The sequence below is a fragment of the Geodermatophilus sp. SYSU D00079 genome (genome assembly GCF_054050635.1).
Genome location: NZ_JBJGZS010000006.1, coordinates 17671 through 33310 on the forward strand (window position 1 = coordinate 17671; position 15640 = coordinate 33310).

A 15640-nucleotide genomic window follows, 5' to 3' on the forward strand; every position below is an offset into this window, starting at 1 on the left:
GAGCGCCCCGTGGCCCAACGCCAGCTCCCCGCGCGCCGGTACTTCGGCGCCTTCCTCCTGATCGTGGCCGTCCTCTACGGCCTGGTCTTCTTCACCGGCGACACCCGCACCCCCCAGCTCGGGCTGGACCTGCGCGGCGGCACGACGGTCACCCTCACCGCGCGCACCCCCGACGGGCAGGCGCCCGACCCCGAGGACCTCGAGCTGGCCCGCCAGATCATCGAGCAGCGGGTCAACGGCCTCGGTGTCGCCGAGGCCGAGGTGGTCACCGAGGGCGACGCGAACATCGTCATCTCCGTCCCCGGGGACGACGGCGACCAGGCCCGCGAGCTGGGCCAGACCGCGCAGCTGCGGTTCCGCCCGGTCCTCGCCGGTCCGGAGCCCGTGACCCCGGCGGAGGAGGGCGCCGACGCGGCCGAGCCGACCGACGGCGCGGCACCGTCCGACGCGGCCACCCCGACCGACGCTGCGGCCCCGACCGACGCCGCGGCGGACCCCGCCGTCCCGACGACCGACGCCGCCCCCAGCGACGCCGTCGAGGATCCGGCGCTGGACCCCGACGCGCCGCCGATCACGCAGGAACAGGCGCAGGCGGCCTACGCCACCCTCACCTGCGACGGGGAGACGACCGGCGCGGTCGACCGCTCCGAGGACCACGTCGCGGCCTGCTCCGAGGACGGCACCACCAAGTACCTGCTGGGGCCGGCCATCCTCGAGGGCACCGACATCGTCGACGCCAGCGCCGGCACCCAGTCCGCCACCGGCGAGTGGGTCGTCCTGCTGGACTTCAACGCGACCGGCCAGGAGACCTGGGCGACCTACACCGCGGCCAACGTCGGCAAGAACGTCGCCTTCACCCTCGACGGCCGGGTCGTCTCCGCCCCGACCATCCAGGGCGCCATCAACGGCCAGACGACGATCACCGGTCAGTTCGACCAGACCAGCGCCGAGCAGCTGGCCAACCAGCTGCGCTACGGCGCGCTGCCGCTCACCTTCGAGCAGGCCACCGCCCAGTCGATCTCCACCGAGCTCGGCGCCGAGCAGCTGCGCGCCGGCCTCATCGCCGGGGCGATCGGCATCGCGCTGGTCTTCGTCTACGCGCTGCTCTACTACCGGCTGCTGGGCCTGGTCATGATCGCCAGCCTGGTGCTGTCGGCGGTCGTGGTCTACGGGGTGCTGGTCCTGCTGGGCCGGCAGATCGGGTTCACGCTCAGCCTGGCCGGGATCGCCGGGTTCATCGTGTCGATCGGCATCACCGCGGACTCGTTCGTCGTCTACTTCGAACGCCTCAAGGACGAGATCCGGGAGGGCCGCACGCTGCGCTCGGCGGTGCCCCGCGCCTGGGTGCGGGCCCGCCGCACGATCCTGTCGGCCGACGCGGTGAGCTTCCTGGCCGCCGCGATCCTCTACGTCCTGGCCATCGGCGACGTGAAGGGCTTCGCGTTCACCCTGGGCATGTCCACGGTGCTCGACCTCGTCGTCGTCTTCCTCTTCACCCACCCGCTGATGGCGGTGCTGGCCCGCTTCCGGAGCTTCGGCAGCAGCCGCTTCTCCGGCCTCGGCGGCAACCTCGACCGGCCCGGGCGGCCGGCCGGCCGGCGGCCCGCCGGCGACCGGCCGCTGGTGGCCGCCACCAGCGGGGCGAGCGCCACCGCGCACGACAGGAGCGACTCATGACCGGCCGCGACCAGCGTCCCGAGGACGACGAGCTGCCGGTGGGCACCGACGCCGACGAGACGCAGGACCCCTCCCGTGCGGCGGACGACGCCGCAGCCGCGGCGGACGACGCCGCCCTGGAGGAGGCCGGGCTGCCGCACGAGGGTGAGCCGGGCACCCGCCGTCCCGACCGCCGGGCGTCGCTGGCGCACCGGCTCTACAACGGGGAGGCGGGGCTCGACGTGGTCGGGCGCAGCCGGCTCATCTACCGCATCACCGCGGTCGTCCTGCTCCTGTGCCTGGCGGCCATCGTCCTCCGCGGCTTCAACTTCGGCATCGACTTCGCCGGCGGCAACAGCTTCCGGCTGCCGGGCACCGAGCAGCAGCTGACCGAGGTCCGGGAGGCGGCCGAGGACGCCGGCGCCGACGTGGCCAGCGCCCAGGTCGTGGGCGGCAACACGGTGCTGCTGCGCACCGGCGCGCTGGACAACGACGGCGAGCGGGCGGTCGTCGACGCGGTGGCCGACGCCGCCGGCATCGACCCGGCCCAGGTGAGCCCGGAGTCGGTGAGCGCCGAGTGGGGCCGCGACATCACCGACCAGGCCGTGTTCGCCCTCGTGGTCTTCCTCGTCGCCGTGACGCTGTTCCTGGCCGTGCGCTTCCAGCCGAAGATGGCGATCGGGGCCATGGCGGCCCTGGTCCACGACATCGTGATCACGGCCGGCGTCTACGCGCTCATCGGCTTCGAGGTCACGCCGTCGACGGTCATCGGGTTCTTGACCATCCTCGGGTTCTCCCTCTACGACACCGTCGTGGTGTTCGACAAGGTCGACGAGAACACCAAGGACGTCGGGCGCGCCGCGCGGATGACCTGGGGCGAGGCGGCCAACCTCGCGGTGAACCAGACCCTGATGCGGTCGATCAACACCTCGGTGATCGCCCTGCTCCCGGTGGCCGGCCTGCTGTTCGTCGGGGCCGGGCTGCTGGGGGTCGGCACGCTCAAGGACCTCGCCCTCGTGCTCTTCGTCGGTCTCGCCGCCGGCACCTACTCCTCGATCTTCCTCGCGACGCCCATCGTGGCCGACCTCAAGGCCCGGGAGCCCGAGGTGCAGGCGCTGCGCAAGCGGGTGCAGGCGCGGCGGGCGTCGCAGACCCGGGCGGGGGGTGCCGGTCCGGCGCAGGGCGCGGCCCCCGTGGCCAGTGCCCGGCGCGCCGGCGCTGCGGCCCGCCGCTCCGGCGGGGTCGCCCTGGCCGAGCGCGAGGAGGACCTCGGGCCGGCGCAGGCCGACGTGGTGGTGGAGTCGCCGGCGTCGGTGCGCCCGGAGCCGAGGACCGGCGGGGCGACGGCGCCGCGGCCCGGCGCCCGGCCGCAGCGCCCGGGCCGCCCGGCCGGGGCGAAGAAGCGCCGGTGAGCGCCGACCCGGTCGACCGGGCCGCGGTCCCGCTCGACGAGCTGATCGCCGGCCTGACCGTCGACGTCCCCGACCACCCCGAGCCCGGCGTGGTCTTCCGCGACCTCACCCCGGTGTTCGCCGACGGGGCCGCGTTCCGCCGGATGGTCGACGGGCTGGCCGCGCCGCAGCTGTCCGACCCGCGCGCCGCCGCGCTCGGCGACGGGGACGGCGGCCCGGGCTTCGACGTCGTCGTCGGGGTGGAGGCCCGTGGCTTCCTGCTGGCCGCCGCGGTCGCCCTGGACGCCGGCGTCGGGGTGGTGCCGGTCCGCAAGGCGGGCAAGCTGCCGCGGGAGCGGATCGCCGCGGACTACGAGCTGGAGTACGGCACCGCGACGCTGGAGCTGCACGCGGACTCGATCCGGCCGGGGCAGCGGGTCCTGGTCGTCGACGACGTGCTGGCCACCGGCGGCACCCTGGGCGCCGCGGTCGCCCTGGTCGAGCAGCTCGGCGGCGTGGTGACGGCCATCTCGGTGGTCGTGGAGCTGGCCGCGCTCGGCGGGCGGCAGCGGCTGGCGCCGCACGCCGTGCACGCCCTCTGGACCACCTGAGAGGGAGGCGGCCGCCCGTCGGGGACGCGACGACACGCCGTCCGACTAGCATGGTGAGGGTCGTTCCTCCTACGGCCTGCAGGAGTCGCCATGGGCCCCGACGCCGCCACCAACGTGGCTGCTCCACGGGCTGACGCCCCGGCGCTCCCCGCGGGCACGGGAACCGAGTCGCCACCGGGCACGGCGCAGCGCCCGCCGCTGCCCAGCCGCCCCGCGGTCCGCCGTCCCGACGACGTGGGCTCCGAGCCGCCGGGGGAGAACGAGACCCCGGGCGCGCCGAAGCGGCGGGTCCGCGACCGGCTGGCCCGCCGCATCGTGGCCGGGCAGCGCAGCACCGTCGTCCGGCCCGTGCTGGAGCCGCTGGCCGCGCTGCACCGGCAGAGCCACCCCAAGGCCGACCTCGCCCTCCTCCAGCGCGCCTACGACGTCGCCGAGAGCGCGCACGCCGCGCAGAAGCGCAAGAGCGGCGACCCGTACATCACCCACCCGCTGGCGGTCGCGACCGTCCTGGCCGGGCTCGGGATGGACACCACCACGCTGGTCGCGGCGCTGCTGCACGACACCGTGGAGGACACCGGGCAGACGCTGGAGTCGATCACCGAGGCCTTCGGCCCCGAGGTCGCCCACCTGGTCGACGGCGTCACCAAGATCGACCGGGTGAAGCTGGGCGACGCCGCCCAGGCCGAGACGATCCGCAAGATGATCGTCGCGATGGCCCGTGACCCGCGGGTGCTGGTCATCAAGCTGGCCGACCGGCTGCACAACATGCGCACGCTGCGCTTCCTCCCGCCGGAGAAGCAGGAGAAGAAGGCCCGCGAGACCCTGGAGATCCTCGCCCCGCTGGCCCACCGGCTGGGCATGAACACGATCAAGTGGGAGCTCGAGGACCTCGCGTTCGCGACGCTGTACCCCAAGCGCTACGACGAGATCGTGCGGCTGGTCGCCGAGCGGGCGCCCTCCCGCGACACGTACCTGGCCGAGGTCACCTCGGCGGTGACCGAGCAGCTCAAGGCCGCGAAGATCGAGGCCGTCGTCACCGGCCGGCCCAAGCACTACTACTCGATCTACCAGAAGATGATCGTCCGCGGCCGCGACTTCGCCGACATCTGGGACCTCGTCGGCATCCGGATCCTGGTCGACTCGGTGCGCGACTGCTACGCGGCGCTGGGCATCATGCACGCGCACTGGCAGCCGGTACCGGGCCGGTTCAAGGACTTCATCGCGATGCCGAAGTTCAACATGTACCAGTCGCTGCACACGACGGTCATCGGTCCGCAGGGCAAGCCCGTGGAGCTGCAGATCCGCACCCACGACATGCACCGCACCGCCGAGTACGGCATCGCCGCGCACTGGAAGTACAAGGAGAAGGCCAGGGCCGGGGGACGGCCGGTGCCCGGCGAGTTCGGCGCGAGCAAGGCCGGCTCGCCCGACGACATGCTGTGGCTGCGCCAGCTGCTGGACTGGCAGCGGGAGGCGCAGGAGCCCGGGGAGTTCCTGGAGACGCTGCGCTACGACCTCGGGCCCCAGGAGGTCTTCGTCTTCACGCCCAAGGGCGACGTGGTCAGCCTGCCCGGCGACTCCACCCCGGTCGACTTCGCCTACGCGGTGCACACCGAGGTCGGGCACCGCTGCATCGGCGCACGCGTCAACGGGGCGCTGGTGTCGTTGGACAGCAAGCTGACCAACGGCGACGTCGTGGAGATCTTCACGTCGAAGTCGCCGACGGCCGGCCCGTCGAAGGACTGGCTGTCCTTCGTCGGCTCCTCCCGCGCCCGCACCAAGATCCGGCAGTGGTTCACCAAGGAGCGCCGCGAGGACGCCGTCGAGGCCGGCAAGGACGCGCTGACCCGGGCCATGCGCAAGGCCGGTCTCCCGCTGCAGCGGCTGCTGGGCGGTGACGCGCTGTCCACGCTGGCCAAGGACCTCCGCTACGCCGACGTCACCGCGCTGTACGCCGCGGTGGGGGAGAACCAGATCTCCGCCTCGTCGATCGTCGAGAAGCTGATCGCCGCCCTGGGCGGGACCGAGGGCGCGGTCGAGGACATCGCCGAGACGACCATCCCCATGCGCCGGCCGGTGCACCGGCGTCCCGCCGGCGGGGACCCGGGCATCGTCGTCCACGGCATGAGCGACGTCTGGGCGAAGCTGGCCAAGTGCTGCACCCCGGTGCCGGGGGACGACGTCCTGGGCTTCGTCACCCGTGGCGGCGGCGTGAGCGTGCACCGCACCGACTGCACCAACGCCGAAGACCTCAAGCGCAAGCCTGAACGTCTGGTCGAGGTCGAGTGGGCCAGCCAGCCCGGCTCGGTGTTCCTCGTCGCCATCCAGGTGGAGGCGCTGGACCGGCACCGGCTGCTCTCCGACGTCACCAAGGCGCTGGCCGACGAGCGGGTCAACATCCTGTCGGCGTCGGTGCAGACCAGCCGCGACCGGGTGGCGGTCAGCCGGTTCACCTTCGAGCTGGCCGACCCGGCGCACCTGGGCGCGGTGCTGCAGACCGTGCGCAACGTCGAGGGCGTCTTCGACGTCGAGCGGGTCACCGCCTGACGGTGCGCACGGGGCTCGGCCCCTCCTGGTGCGTGCCGCCTCGTCGGTGCGAGCTGGGGCACCTCGTCTGAGGGAGCTCGGGCTCTGCCCACCAGGGTGGGCAGAGCACGAGCTCCCCGGTGAAGCCACCACGCAGCGGCCCCCGCAGAGCGCGCGGAGTGGGCCGCACCGCCTGACGCCCAGGCGGACGAGAGCACCGCCTGGGCGTCAGGCGGTGCCGGACCCGGCGAGGAACGCCGGGTTCTCGCACGGCGCACCGGGTTCCGGCGTGGTCTCCGGGTTGCCGGCGAACAGGGCCGCGAACTCCGCCAGGCGGGGGTCGTCGACGTCGTCCAGGCGCAGGGCGTGGTTCCAGGCCTGCACCGTCACCGTCGACCCCAGGTCCGGGTACGGCGACAGCATCAGCCCGTGGGTGCCCTCGGTCAGGTCGGTGAGGGTCGCGACGTCGTCGGCGCCGGCCAGCGCGGGGTCGTAGGTGATCCACACCGCGCCGTGCTCCAGGGCGTGCACGGCGTTCTCCGCGGGGACGGCGGCGGCGTAGACGCTGCCGGTGCAGTCGGCCCACGCGGCGGCGTGCGGGCCGCCGACGGGTGGGGTCTCCGCGTAGTCCACCGGACCGGTCACGTGCGGCTGGCCGGCCGAGTAGGCGGCCACGCGGGTGCCCTCGAGCGTGACCGGTTCCGGGGCCGGGGGGACCGAGCCGGCGACGGCGCCGGTGCAGCCGGTCAGCAGCGCCGCGGTCAGGACGACGACCGGCCCGCGGGCGCGCGTCACGCCACGCTGACCGACTCGATGGTCACCGGCACGCGGGGCGCGCCGCCGCCCGGGCTGGGGTCCATCGAGCCGTCGTTGCCGTTGGCCGCGACGGCGTCGAGCACCGCCAGGCCGGCGTCGTCCACGGTGCCCACGACGGTGTAGTCGGGGGAGAGCTGGCTGTCGCCCCACACGAGGAAGAACTGGCTGCCGTCGACCCCCTGCCCGCTGTTGGCCATCGCGACGGTGCCGCGCGGGTAGGTCTCCTCGCCGGTGACCTCGGTCGGGGAGGTGTAGGTCGGGCCGCCGGCGCCGGTGCCGGTCGGGTCGCCGCACTGGAGCACCTGCAGGCCGGGGCTGTCGACCTCCCGGTGGCAGGGGGAGTCGTCGAAGAACCCGGCCTGCGCCAGGTGCGCCAGGCTGGCCGCCGCGCACGGCGTGGCCGACTGGTCGAGGGTGAGGGTCAGCTCCCCGAGGTTGGTCGTCACGACCAGGTCGGTCGTGCCCGTCGCGGGGACCTCCTCGGGCGGGGTGTCGACCTCGATCAGGTACGGGTTCGCCGCCGAGCCGGCGCCCCACTCGCAGGTCGTCGTCCCGGACGCGGTCGCCGACCCACCGGGACCGCCGCCGGAGCCGGAGCCGCCCTGCGCCCCCGCGCCCGGGTCGTCGCCCGAGCAGGCGGCGAGGGTCAGCAGCGCCCCGGTGAGAGCGGCCGCGGTCCGCAGCCGAGCGGTCACGCGACCACGGTCATCGACTCGATGCTCACCGGGACGTTCGGGGCACCGCCGCCGGGGCTGGGCTCCATCGAGCCGTCGTTGCCGGCCGCGGCGATCTGGTCGAGGACGGCCAGGCCGGCCTCGTCGACGGTGCCCACGACGGTGTAGTCGGGGGACAGCTGCGAGTCGGTGAACACGAGGAAGAACTGGCTGCCGGTCGAGCCGGGCGTGCCGCTGTTGGCCATGGCGATCGTGCCGCGCGGGTAGGTCGTCTCCGGGCTGACCTCCTCGGCGAACTTGTAGGACGGGCCGCCCTGGCCGGTGCCGCTCGGGTCGCCGCACTGCAGGACGCCGAAGGCCTCGCCGTTGACCATGCGGTGACACGGGCTGCCGTCGAAGAACTGCTGCTGCGCCAGGTACGTGAAGCTGGCGGCGGCGCACGGGGCCTGCGCGCGGTCCAGGGTGAGGGTGATGTCGCCCTGCGAGGTGGTCATCAGCAGGGTGCCGGTGCCCTGGGTCGGGGTCGCCTCCGGGGAGGGCGGGGTGCCGACGTCGACGAGGTTGGGGTTGCCCGAGTCGTCGGGGGCGTAGGTGCAGCTCACCGTGCCGTCGGGGTTCGTGGTGGCGGCCGCGGCGCTGCTGGTGGGGGCGGCCGTCGTCGGGTCGGCGGCGGCGTTGTCGGCGTCGTCGCCACTGACGCCGGTGATCAGCCAGACGGCGCCGAGCACCAGCAGCACGGCGACCGTGGTCACCCCGATCAGCAGGTTGCGGCGGCGCCTGCGGGCCAGCTCGGCGCGACGCTCGAGCTGGCGCTGCAGTCGCCGCTGGGCGGCCTGCCGCCGCTGCTTGTTGGTCGGCACGGGTGGGACTCCTCGGACGGACGGGTGCTGCGGCGGGGCGCGGGGGCTCGGCCGGCGCGCGCCCACGCACCGCTGGTCGGTCTGCGAGTCTAGGTGGCGATCCTGGGCGACCCCTGGCAGCAGGAAGCGACGGAGCGCCGCGCGGGCCCCGCGTAACCTGCACGGGTGCTCATCCGCTCGTTCCCGGCCGGCGCGTTCGGCACGAACTGCTACGCGGTCGCCTCCGGGCCCCGGCAGGAGTGCGTGGTCGTCGACCCCGGCATGGACGCCGTCGAGCCGCTGGCGCGCATGCTGGCCGACGACGGCCTCAAGCCGGTCGCCGTCGTCCTCACCCACGGCCACCTCGACCACACCTTCTCCGTGCTGCCGGTCTGCGACGGCTACGACATCCCCGCCTACCTCCACCCGGAGGACGCCGGGATGCTGGCCGACCCGGTGGCGTGGCACGGTCCGCAGCTGGCCCCGCTGATCAGCGGCGTCCGGCTGCCCGACCCCGCCAACGTGCTGCCGCTGGACGACGGGGCGGTGCTGTCCCTGGCCGGGGTCGAGCTGACCGTCCGGCACGCGCCCGGCCACACCCGGGGCTCCGTGGTGTTCTCCCTCGACCTGGGCGAGGCCCCGGGCCTGCTGGCCGGCGACGTCCTGTTCGCCGGCTCGGTGGGCCGGGTGGACCTGCCCGGCGGGTCGTGGGAGGCGATGCTGGGCTCGCTGCGGGACGTCGTCCTGCCGCTGGACGACGCGACGGTGGTGCTGCCCGGCCACGGCCCGGCGACGACGATCGGCCGCGAGCGGGCCACCAACCCCTACCTGGCCGAGGCCGCGGCGGGCGTGGGCCCGGCGCCGAAGGGGCGGGGCCTGTGAGCGGGCTGACCGCGCCGAAGGGGACGTTCGACACCCTGCCGCCGGAGTCGGCGCGCTTCCTCGCCGTCCGGGACACGCTGACCGCGCCGCTGCGGCGGGCCGGCTACGGCTACGTCGAGACGCCGGTGTTCGAGGAGACCGCCGTCTTCTCCCGCGGGGTCGGGGAGTCCACCGACGTCGTGACCAAGGAGATGTACACCTTCGAGGACCGCGGCGGCCGCTCCCTGACCCTGCGCCCGGAGCTCACCGCCGGGCTCATGCGGGCCTTCATCGAGCACCGCCTGCACACCGGTGCCCTGCCGGTGAAGCTGTGGACCGTCGGGTCGGCGTTCCGCTACGAGCGCCCGCAGGCCGGCCGCTACCGGCACTTCACCCAGGTCGACATGGAGGCCCTCGGCACCGACGACCCCGCGCTGGACGCCGAGGTGGTGGCTCTGGGCGTGCAGGGGTTCCGCGACCTGGGGTTGACCGACTTCGAGCTGCTGCTGACCTCGCTGGGCGACGCGACCTGCCGCCCGCAGTACCGCGAGCTGCTGGTCGCCTACCTGGACAAGCTGGACCTGGACGAGGAGACCCGCCGCCGGGCGGAGATCAACCCGCTGCGGGTGCTCGACGACAAGCGCCCCGAGGTGCAGGCGCAGCTCGACGACGCCCCGCTCATGGTCGACCACCTCTCGGACTCGACCAGGGCGCACTACGACGCCGTCCGCCAGCACCTGGCCGACCTCGGCGTGACCTGGACCGAGGCCCCGAAGCTGGTGCGCGGGCTGGACTACTACACGAAGACCACCTTCGAGTTCGTGCACAACGGCCTGGGCGCGCAGTCGGCGATCGGCGGGGGCGGGCGCTACGACGGGCTGTCGGCGGCGCTCGGCGGTCCCGACGTCTCGGGCATCGGGTACGCCGTCGGCGTGGACCGGACGCTGCTGGCGGTGCAGGCCGAGGGTCTCGACGTCGGCGCCACCCCGGGGGTGCAGGCGTTCGTCGTCCCCCTCGGCGCGGAGGCCAAGCGGCTGGCGGTGCGCCTGGTCGGGCAGCTGCGGTCCGCGGGCGTCTCCGCGGACACCGTCTACGGCGACCGCGGGCTCAAGGGCGCGATGAAGGCCGCCGACCGGTCGGGGGCCTCCCACGTGGTGGTCATCGGCGAACGCGACCTGGCCGAGGGCGTCGGCCAGCTCAAGGACATGCGCACCGGCGAGCAGCGGGCCGTCCCGGTGGCCGAGCTGTTCGACACCGTGCGTGCGAGTGTGGGGCGATGAGCATGGAGCAGCGGCCGCTGGGCCGGACCGGGGCCGACGTCAGCGTCGTCGGCCTGGGCACCTGGCAGCTGGGTGGTGACTGGGGGGACGTCGACGACGACACCGCCGGCGACGTCCTCGACGCCGCCCTCGACGCGGGCGTCACCCTGCTGGACACCGCCGACGTCTACGGGGACGGGCGGTCGGAGGAGCGGATCCGCAGGGCGCTGGTCGCCCGCCCGGAGCGGCCGTTCGTCGCCACCAAGGCCGGCCGCCGCGCCGACCCGTTCGAGGCCGCCACGTACACCCCCGAGAACCTGCGCGCCTGGGTCGACCGGTCGCGGCGCAACCTCGGCGTGGAGACCCTCGACCTGGTGCAGCTGCACTGCCCGCCGCCGGCGGTCTACACCGACCAGCGGGTCTACGACACCCTCGACGGGTTCGTGGCCGACGGGTCGATCGCCGCCTACGGCGTGTCGGTGGAGACCGTCGCTGAGGGGCTGACCGCGCTGGAGCACCCCGGGGTCGCCACCATCCAGGTGATCCTCAACGTCTTCCGGCGCAAGCCGCTGGAGGAGCTGCTGCCCGCCGCGGTCGAGGCCGGCGTCGGCGTCCTCGCCCGGGTGCCCCTGGCCAGCGGCCTGCTGTCGGGCCGGTACACCGAGTCGACGACGTTCGCACCCGACGACCACCGGAACTTCAACCGGCACGGCGAGGCCTTCGACGTGGGCGAGACCTTCTCCGGTGTGCCCTACGAGGTCGGCGTCGACGCGGCCCGCGCGTTCACCGAGATCGCCGGCGACGCCGCGCCCAGCGCCGTCGCCCTGCGCTGGGTCATCCAGCAGCCGGGCGTGACCTCGGTCATCCCCGGTGCCCGCACCGTCGCGCAGGCCCGGGCCAACGCCGCGGCCGCCGCCCTCCCGCCCCTCACCGACACCCAGCTGGCCGACCTCGAGCGCCTCTACGACGAGCGCATCCGCGCCCATGTCCACGACCGCTGGTGACGACGACTCCCCGAAAGGCTCTCTAGTGCTCCGCACCCACGACGCCGGCACGCTGCGCGCGTCCGACGCCGGTTCCACCGTCACCCTCGCCGGCTGGGTCGCCCGCCGCCGCGACCACGGCGGGGTCGTCTTCGTCGACCTGCGGGACGCCTCCGGCTACGTGCAGGTGGTCGTCCGCGAGGAGGAGGCGCACGCCCTCCGCAACGAGTTCTGCGTGCTGGTCACCGGCGAGGTGCGCCGGCGGCCGGAGGGCAACGAGAACCCGGAGCTGCCCACCGGCGAGATCGAGGTCGCCGCGGCCGAGCTGCGGGTGCTGTCGGCGGCCGCGCCGCTGCCCTTCCCGATCGAGACCGACCAGGCCGCGTCCGACGACGTCCGCTACCGGTACCGCTACCTGGACCTGCGGCGCCAGGGGCCGGCCCGCACCCTGCGGCTGCGCAGCGAGATCAACCGGATCGCCCGCGGCGTCATGGCCCGGCACGGCTTCGTCGAGGTCGAGACGCCGAACCTGACCCGGTCGACACCGGAGGGTGCGCGCGACTTCGTCGTCCCCGTCCGGCTCCAGCCGGGCAACTGGTACGCCCTGCCGCAGTCGCCGCAGCTGTTCAAGCAGCTGCTGATGATCGGCGGCCTGGAGCGCTACTACCAGATCGCCCGCTGCTTCCGGGACGAGGACTTCCGCGCCGACCGGCAGCCGGAGTTCACCCAGCTGGACTTCGAGATGAGCTTCGTCGAGCGCGACGACGTGCTGGCCGTGGCCGAGGACGTCGTCCGGGCGCTGTGGGGGGAGCTGGCCGGCTACGAGGTGCCGGAGATCCCGCGGATGAGCTACCGCGAGGCGATGGACCGGTTCGGGTCGGACAAGCCGGACCTGCGGTTCGGGATCGAGCTCACCGAGCTCACGTCGTACTTCGCCGACACCCCGTTCCGCGTCTTCCAGGCGCCCTACGTCGGCGCCGTGGTCATGCCCGGCGGGGGCTCGCAGCCGCGGCGGGCGTTCGACGCCTGGCAGGACTGGGCGAAGTCCCGGGGCGCCCGCGGGCTGGCCTACGTGACCATCGCCGAGGACGGCACGCTGGGTGGCCCGGTGGCCAAGAACATCTCCGACGCCGAACGCGCGGGCCTCGTGGCGGCCGTGGGGGCGCAGCCGGGCGACTGCGTCTTCTTCGCCGCCGGTGCCCGCCGGTCCTCCCAGGAGCTGCTGGGGGCGGCCCGCAACGAGATCGCCCGCCGGCTGGAGCTCATCGAGCCCGGCTCCTGGTCGTTCCTCTTCGTCGTCGACTTCCCGATGTTCGAGGAGACCGAGGACGGCGACTGGACGTTCATGCACCACCCGTTCACCTCGCCCACGCCCGAGTGGCGGGAGCGGTTCGCCGAGGACAAGGGCGCCGCGCTGTCCGACGCCTACGACCTGGTCGTCAACGGCAACGAGCTGGCCAGCGGGTCGGTCCGCATCCACGACGCCGAGCTGCAGGAGCGGGTGTTCGAGACCCTCGGCATGTCCCGCGAGGAGGCCCGCGAGCGGTTCGGCTTCTTCCTCGAGGCCTTCGCCTACGGCCCGCCGCCGCACGCCGGGGCCGCGCTCGGCTGGGACCGGCTGACCGCGCTGCTGGCCGGCGTGGACTCCATCCGCGAGGTGATCGCCTTCCCGAAGACCGGTGCCGGGTTCGACCCGCTCACCGGTGCGCCGACGCCGATCACCGAGGCGCAGCGCAAGGAGGCCGGCATCGACGCCCGCCCGGAGGAGCCGGCGCTGCCCGCCGAGCCCGGCGCACCCGGGCCGACCTCGACCGGCGTCCCCATCCGGCCGTAACGCAGGTCACGGACCGCCGGTAGGTTGCGGGCATGCCGCTGCGTGCCCGCACCCTGCTCGGTCCCGGTCCCTCCAACCCCTACCCGGAGGCGACGGTCGCCCTCGGCCAGCCGCTGCTGGGCCACCTCGACCCGGTCTTCCTGGGCATCCTCGACGAGACCTCCGACCGGCTCCGCCAGGTCTTCGGGACGACGAACCGGCGGACCCTGCCGCTGTCGGCGACGGGGTCGGCGGGCATGGAGGCGGCGTTCGTCAACACCGTGGGCCCCGGCGACGTCGTCGTCGTGGCGGTCAACGGCCTGTTCGGCGAGCGGATGGTCGACGTCGCCACGCGGTGCGGCGCCGAGGTCGTGCGGGTGGACCACGAGTGGGGGCAGCCGGTCGACGTCGACCGGGTGCTCGCCGCCCACCCGTCGCCGAAGCTCATCGCCGCCGTCCACGCCGAGACCTCCACCGGGGTCCGTTCGGACCTCGCCCCGCTGGCCGCCGGCAAGGGCGACGCGCTGCTGCTGGCCGACTGCGTCACCTCGCTGGGTGGCATCCCGGTGCAGCTGGACGAGTGGGGCGTCGACCTCGCCTACTCCGGCTCGCAGAAGTGCCTCGGCGTGGCGCCGGGCCTGGCCCCGTTCACGATCAACGACCGGGCCTGGGAGCGGCGCATCGAGAAGCCGCGCAGCTGGTACCTCGACCTCGGCATGCTGGGTGGCTACGCGGGGGAGGCCGCCGGCTCGGGTGGCCGCACCTACCACCACACCGCGCCGACCGGCATGGTCGTCTCGCTGCACGCCGGGCTCGGGCGCCTGCTGGAGGAGGGGCTCGACGCCGTCCACGCGCGGCACGCCGAGGCCGGCCGGCTGCTGCACGAGGGCCTGCAGGAGCTGGGCCTGGAGCTGTTCGCCGCCGAGGGGTACCAGCTGCCCGAGCTGACCACCGTGCGCGTGCCCGAGGGCGTGGACTCCGCGGCGGTGCGCAAGGAGCTGCTCGAGCGCTACGACCTGGAGATCGGCGGCGGCGTGGGGGCCTACGCGGCGTCGGTCTGGCGGATCGGCCTGATGGGGCACAACGCCCGTCCGGACACCGTGACCCTCGTGCTGGCGGCGCTCCGCGAGGTCCTCGGCCGCTGACCCCGGCCGGGCGCTGCCCCGGCCTCCGTCCCGCCGTGATCATCGGATCCGTGCCCGCCGGCCCGGCGTGTCGGTGCGTGCCGCGTGCACCGATCCGATGATCACGGCCGAGGGGGCCGCGCCGAGGGGATCACGGCCGAGGGGGCGGCGCGAGGGCAGGCGGGCCGCACGTCAGCCGTCGAGGCGGGCCAGCTGGTCGGCGGTCAGCTCGAGGTCGGCGGCGGCCGCGGAGTCGACGATGGACGCCGGCCGGGACGCGCCCGGGATCGGGATCACCGCCTCGGACTGGGCCAGGTGCCAGGCCACGGTCACCCGGTACACCGAGACGCCCAGCTCCTCGGCGAGTTCGGCGAACGCCGGTGCGGTGGCGTCGAGCGAGCCGGCCGCCGACACGCCGCCGAAGGGGCTCCACGGCAGGAAGGCCAGCCCGTGGGCCGCGCAGTGCGCCAGCTCGTCGGCGGAGTGCCGCCAGCCGGGGGAGAACTGGTTCTGCACGCTGGCCAGCGCCGGCCCGACGATCGAGCGGGCGACGTCGATCTGGGCGATGTCGGCGTTGGAGATGCCCACCATCCGGACCAGGCCGTCGTCGGCCAGCGCCCGCAGCGCGCCCATCGACTCCTCCCAGGGCGTCGCCGGGTCCGGCCGGTGGAACTGGTAGAGGCCGATGGCCTCGACGCCGAGCCGCCGCAGGGACGCCTCGCACGCCCTGCGCAGGTACGCCGGGGTGCCGTCGAGCTCCCAGTCCGTCCCGCGCCGGGTGTGGCCGCCCTTGGTCGCCACGAGCACCTCACCGGCGCCGGACCCGTAGGAGGCCAGCGCCGCGGCGACCAGCGACTCGTTGTGGCCGAACTCCGCCTCGTCGCGGGCGTAGGCATCCGCGGTGTCGATGAGGGTCACCCCGGCGTCGAGCGCGGCGTGCACCACGGCCTCGGCGTCCTCAGGGGAGGGGCGCGCCTCCTTGGTCGACAGGGGCATCGCCCCGAGGCCGATGGCGCTGACGGTCGTGTCCCCGATGCGTCGCTGCTGCACGGGGGGTGTCGTGCCCCGCGGGTAGCGTTCGCAAGCG

General features: G+C 74.4%; 13 protein-coding genes. 9 read left to right on the forward strand and 4 right to left on the reverse strand.

The genetic code is table 11. The features are described from left to right. Positions 1-9: 9 nt before the first annotated feature. From secD to ACI79E_RS07500, 4 genes are all read left to right on the forward strand, one after another. Entirely contained in the window at positions 10-1677 is a 1668-nt protein-coding gene (gene secD, locus ACI79E_RS07485; RefSeq protein ID WP_456931895.1) for a protein translocase subunit SecD, read from the forward strand. Further along, complete coding sequence (secF, locus tag ACI79E_RS07490; protein ID WP_456931896.1) at positions 1674-3068, forward strand: protein translocase subunit SecF; 1395 nt, start codon at positions 1674-1676, stop codon at positions 3066-3068. Before secD ends, secF begins: the two co-directional genes overlap by 4 nt. Next, positions 3065-3658 (forward strand): adenine phosphoribosyltransferase, encoded by a 594-nt coding sequence (locus ACI79E_RS07495; RefSeq protein WP_456931897.1) that lies wholly within the window; start codon positions 3065-3067, stop codon positions 3656-3658. Before secF ends, ACI79E_RS07495 begins: the two co-directional genes overlap by 4 nt. Positions 3659-3748: 90 nt before the next feature. Next, complete coding sequence (locus tag ACI79E_RS07500) at positions 3749-6205, forward strand: RelA/SpoT family protein (protein WP_456931898.1); 2457 nt, start codon at positions 3749-3751, stop codon at positions 6203-6205. 207 nt (positions 6206-6412) lie between these two features. Here ACI79E_RS07500 and ACI79E_RS07505 read toward each other — a convergent pair whose 3' ends face one another. From ACI79E_RS07505 to ACI79E_RS07515, 3 genes are read right to left on the reverse strand one after another with little or no spacing between them, the layout of a single operon-like run. Further along, positions 6413-6979: a DUF3105 domain-containing protein gene (locus ACI79E_RS07505; RefSeq protein WP_456931899.1), complete on the reverse strand. Its 567-nt coding sequence runs from the start codon at positions 6977-6979 to the stop codon at positions 6413-6415. Continuing rightward, positions 6976-7695 carry a peptidylprolyl isomerase gene (locus tag ACI79E_RS07510; protein ID WP_456931900.1) on the reverse strand — a complete coding sequence of 240 codons (720 nt, stop codon included), beginning with the start codon at positions 7693-7695 and terminating at the stop codon, positions 6976-6978. Before ACI79E_RS07510 ends, ACI79E_RS07505 begins: the two co-directional genes overlap by 4 nt. Further along, a complete protein-coding gene (locus tag ACI79E_RS07515) occupies positions 7692-8534 on the reverse strand; it encodes a peptidylprolyl isomerase (RefSeq protein WP_456931901.1) in 843 nt (280 codons plus the stop codon). Before ACI79E_RS07515 ends, ACI79E_RS07510 begins: the two co-directional genes overlap by 4 nt. A 165-nt stretch (positions 8535-8699) precedes the next feature. Between ACI79E_RS07515 and ACI79E_RS07520 the strand changes: the two genes are divergently transcribed. The 5 genes from ACI79E_RS07520 to ACI79E_RS07540 are packed head-to-tail and all read left to right on the forward strand — an operon-like array spanning position 8700 to position 14574. Further along, positions 8700-9395, forward strand: a complete 696-nt coding sequence (locus ACI79E_RS07520; RefSeq protein ID WP_456931902.1) for an MBL fold metallo-hydrolase — start codon at positions 8700-8702, stop codon at positions 9393-9395. Further along, entirely contained in the window at positions 9392-10654 is a 1263-nt protein-coding gene (hisS, locus tag ACI79E_RS07525) for a histidine--tRNA ligase (RefSeq protein WP_456931903.1), read from the forward strand. The genes ACI79E_RS07520 and hisS overlap by 4 nt, the downstream gene beginning before the upstream one ends. Next, positions 10651-11637 carry an aldo/keto reductase gene (locus tag ACI79E_RS07530; protein WP_456931904.1) on the forward strand — a complete coding sequence of 329 codons (987 nt, stop codon included), beginning with the start codon at positions 10651-10653 and terminating at the stop codon, positions 11635-11637. The genes hisS and ACI79E_RS07530 overlap by 4 nt, the downstream gene beginning before the upstream one ends. Before the next feature lie 25 nt (positions 11638-11662). Then, positions 11663-13450: an aspartate--tRNA ligase gene (gene aspS / locus ACI79E_RS07535; RefSeq protein ID WP_456931905.1), complete on the forward strand. Its 1788-nt coding sequence runs from the start codon at positions 11663-11665 to the stop codon at positions 13448-13450. Between the two features lie 32 nt (positions 13451-13482). Then, a complete protein-coding gene (locus tag ACI79E_RS07540) occupies positions 13483-14574 on the forward strand; it encodes a pyridoxal-phosphate-dependent aminotransferase family protein (RefSeq protein WP_456931906.1) in 1092 nt (363 codons plus the stop codon). A 171-nt stretch (positions 14575-14745) separates the two neighbouring features. Here the strand turns inward: ACI79E_RS07540 and ACI79E_RS07545 are convergent, their stop codons facing one another. Beyond that, positions 14746-15603 carry an aldo/keto reductase gene (locus ACI79E_RS07545; protein WP_456931907.1) on the reverse strand — a complete coding sequence of 286 codons (858 nt, stop codon included), beginning with the start codon at positions 15601-15603 and terminating at the stop codon, positions 14746-14748. Positions 15604-15640: the final 37 nt, after the last annotated feature.

Excerpts from the sequence above, each read along its gene's own strand:
- secF (WP_456931896.1), top strand. The coding sequence starts at position 1,674 with ATGACCGGCCGCGACCAGCGTCCCGAGGACGACGAGCTGCCGGTGGGC.
- ACI79E_RS07500 (WP_456931898.1), top strand. The coding sequence starts at position 3,749 with ATGGGCCCCGACGCCGCCACCAACGTGGCTGCTCCACGGGCTGACGCC.
- ACI79E_RS07530 (WP_456931904.1), top strand. The coding sequence starts at position 10,651 with ATGAGCATGGAGCAGCGGCCGCTGGGCCGGACCGGGGCCGACGTCAGC.
- ACI79E_RS07540 (WP_456931906.1), top strand. The coding sequence starts at position 13,483 with ATGCCGCTGCGTGCCCGCACCCTGCTCGGTCCCGGTCCCTCCAACCCC.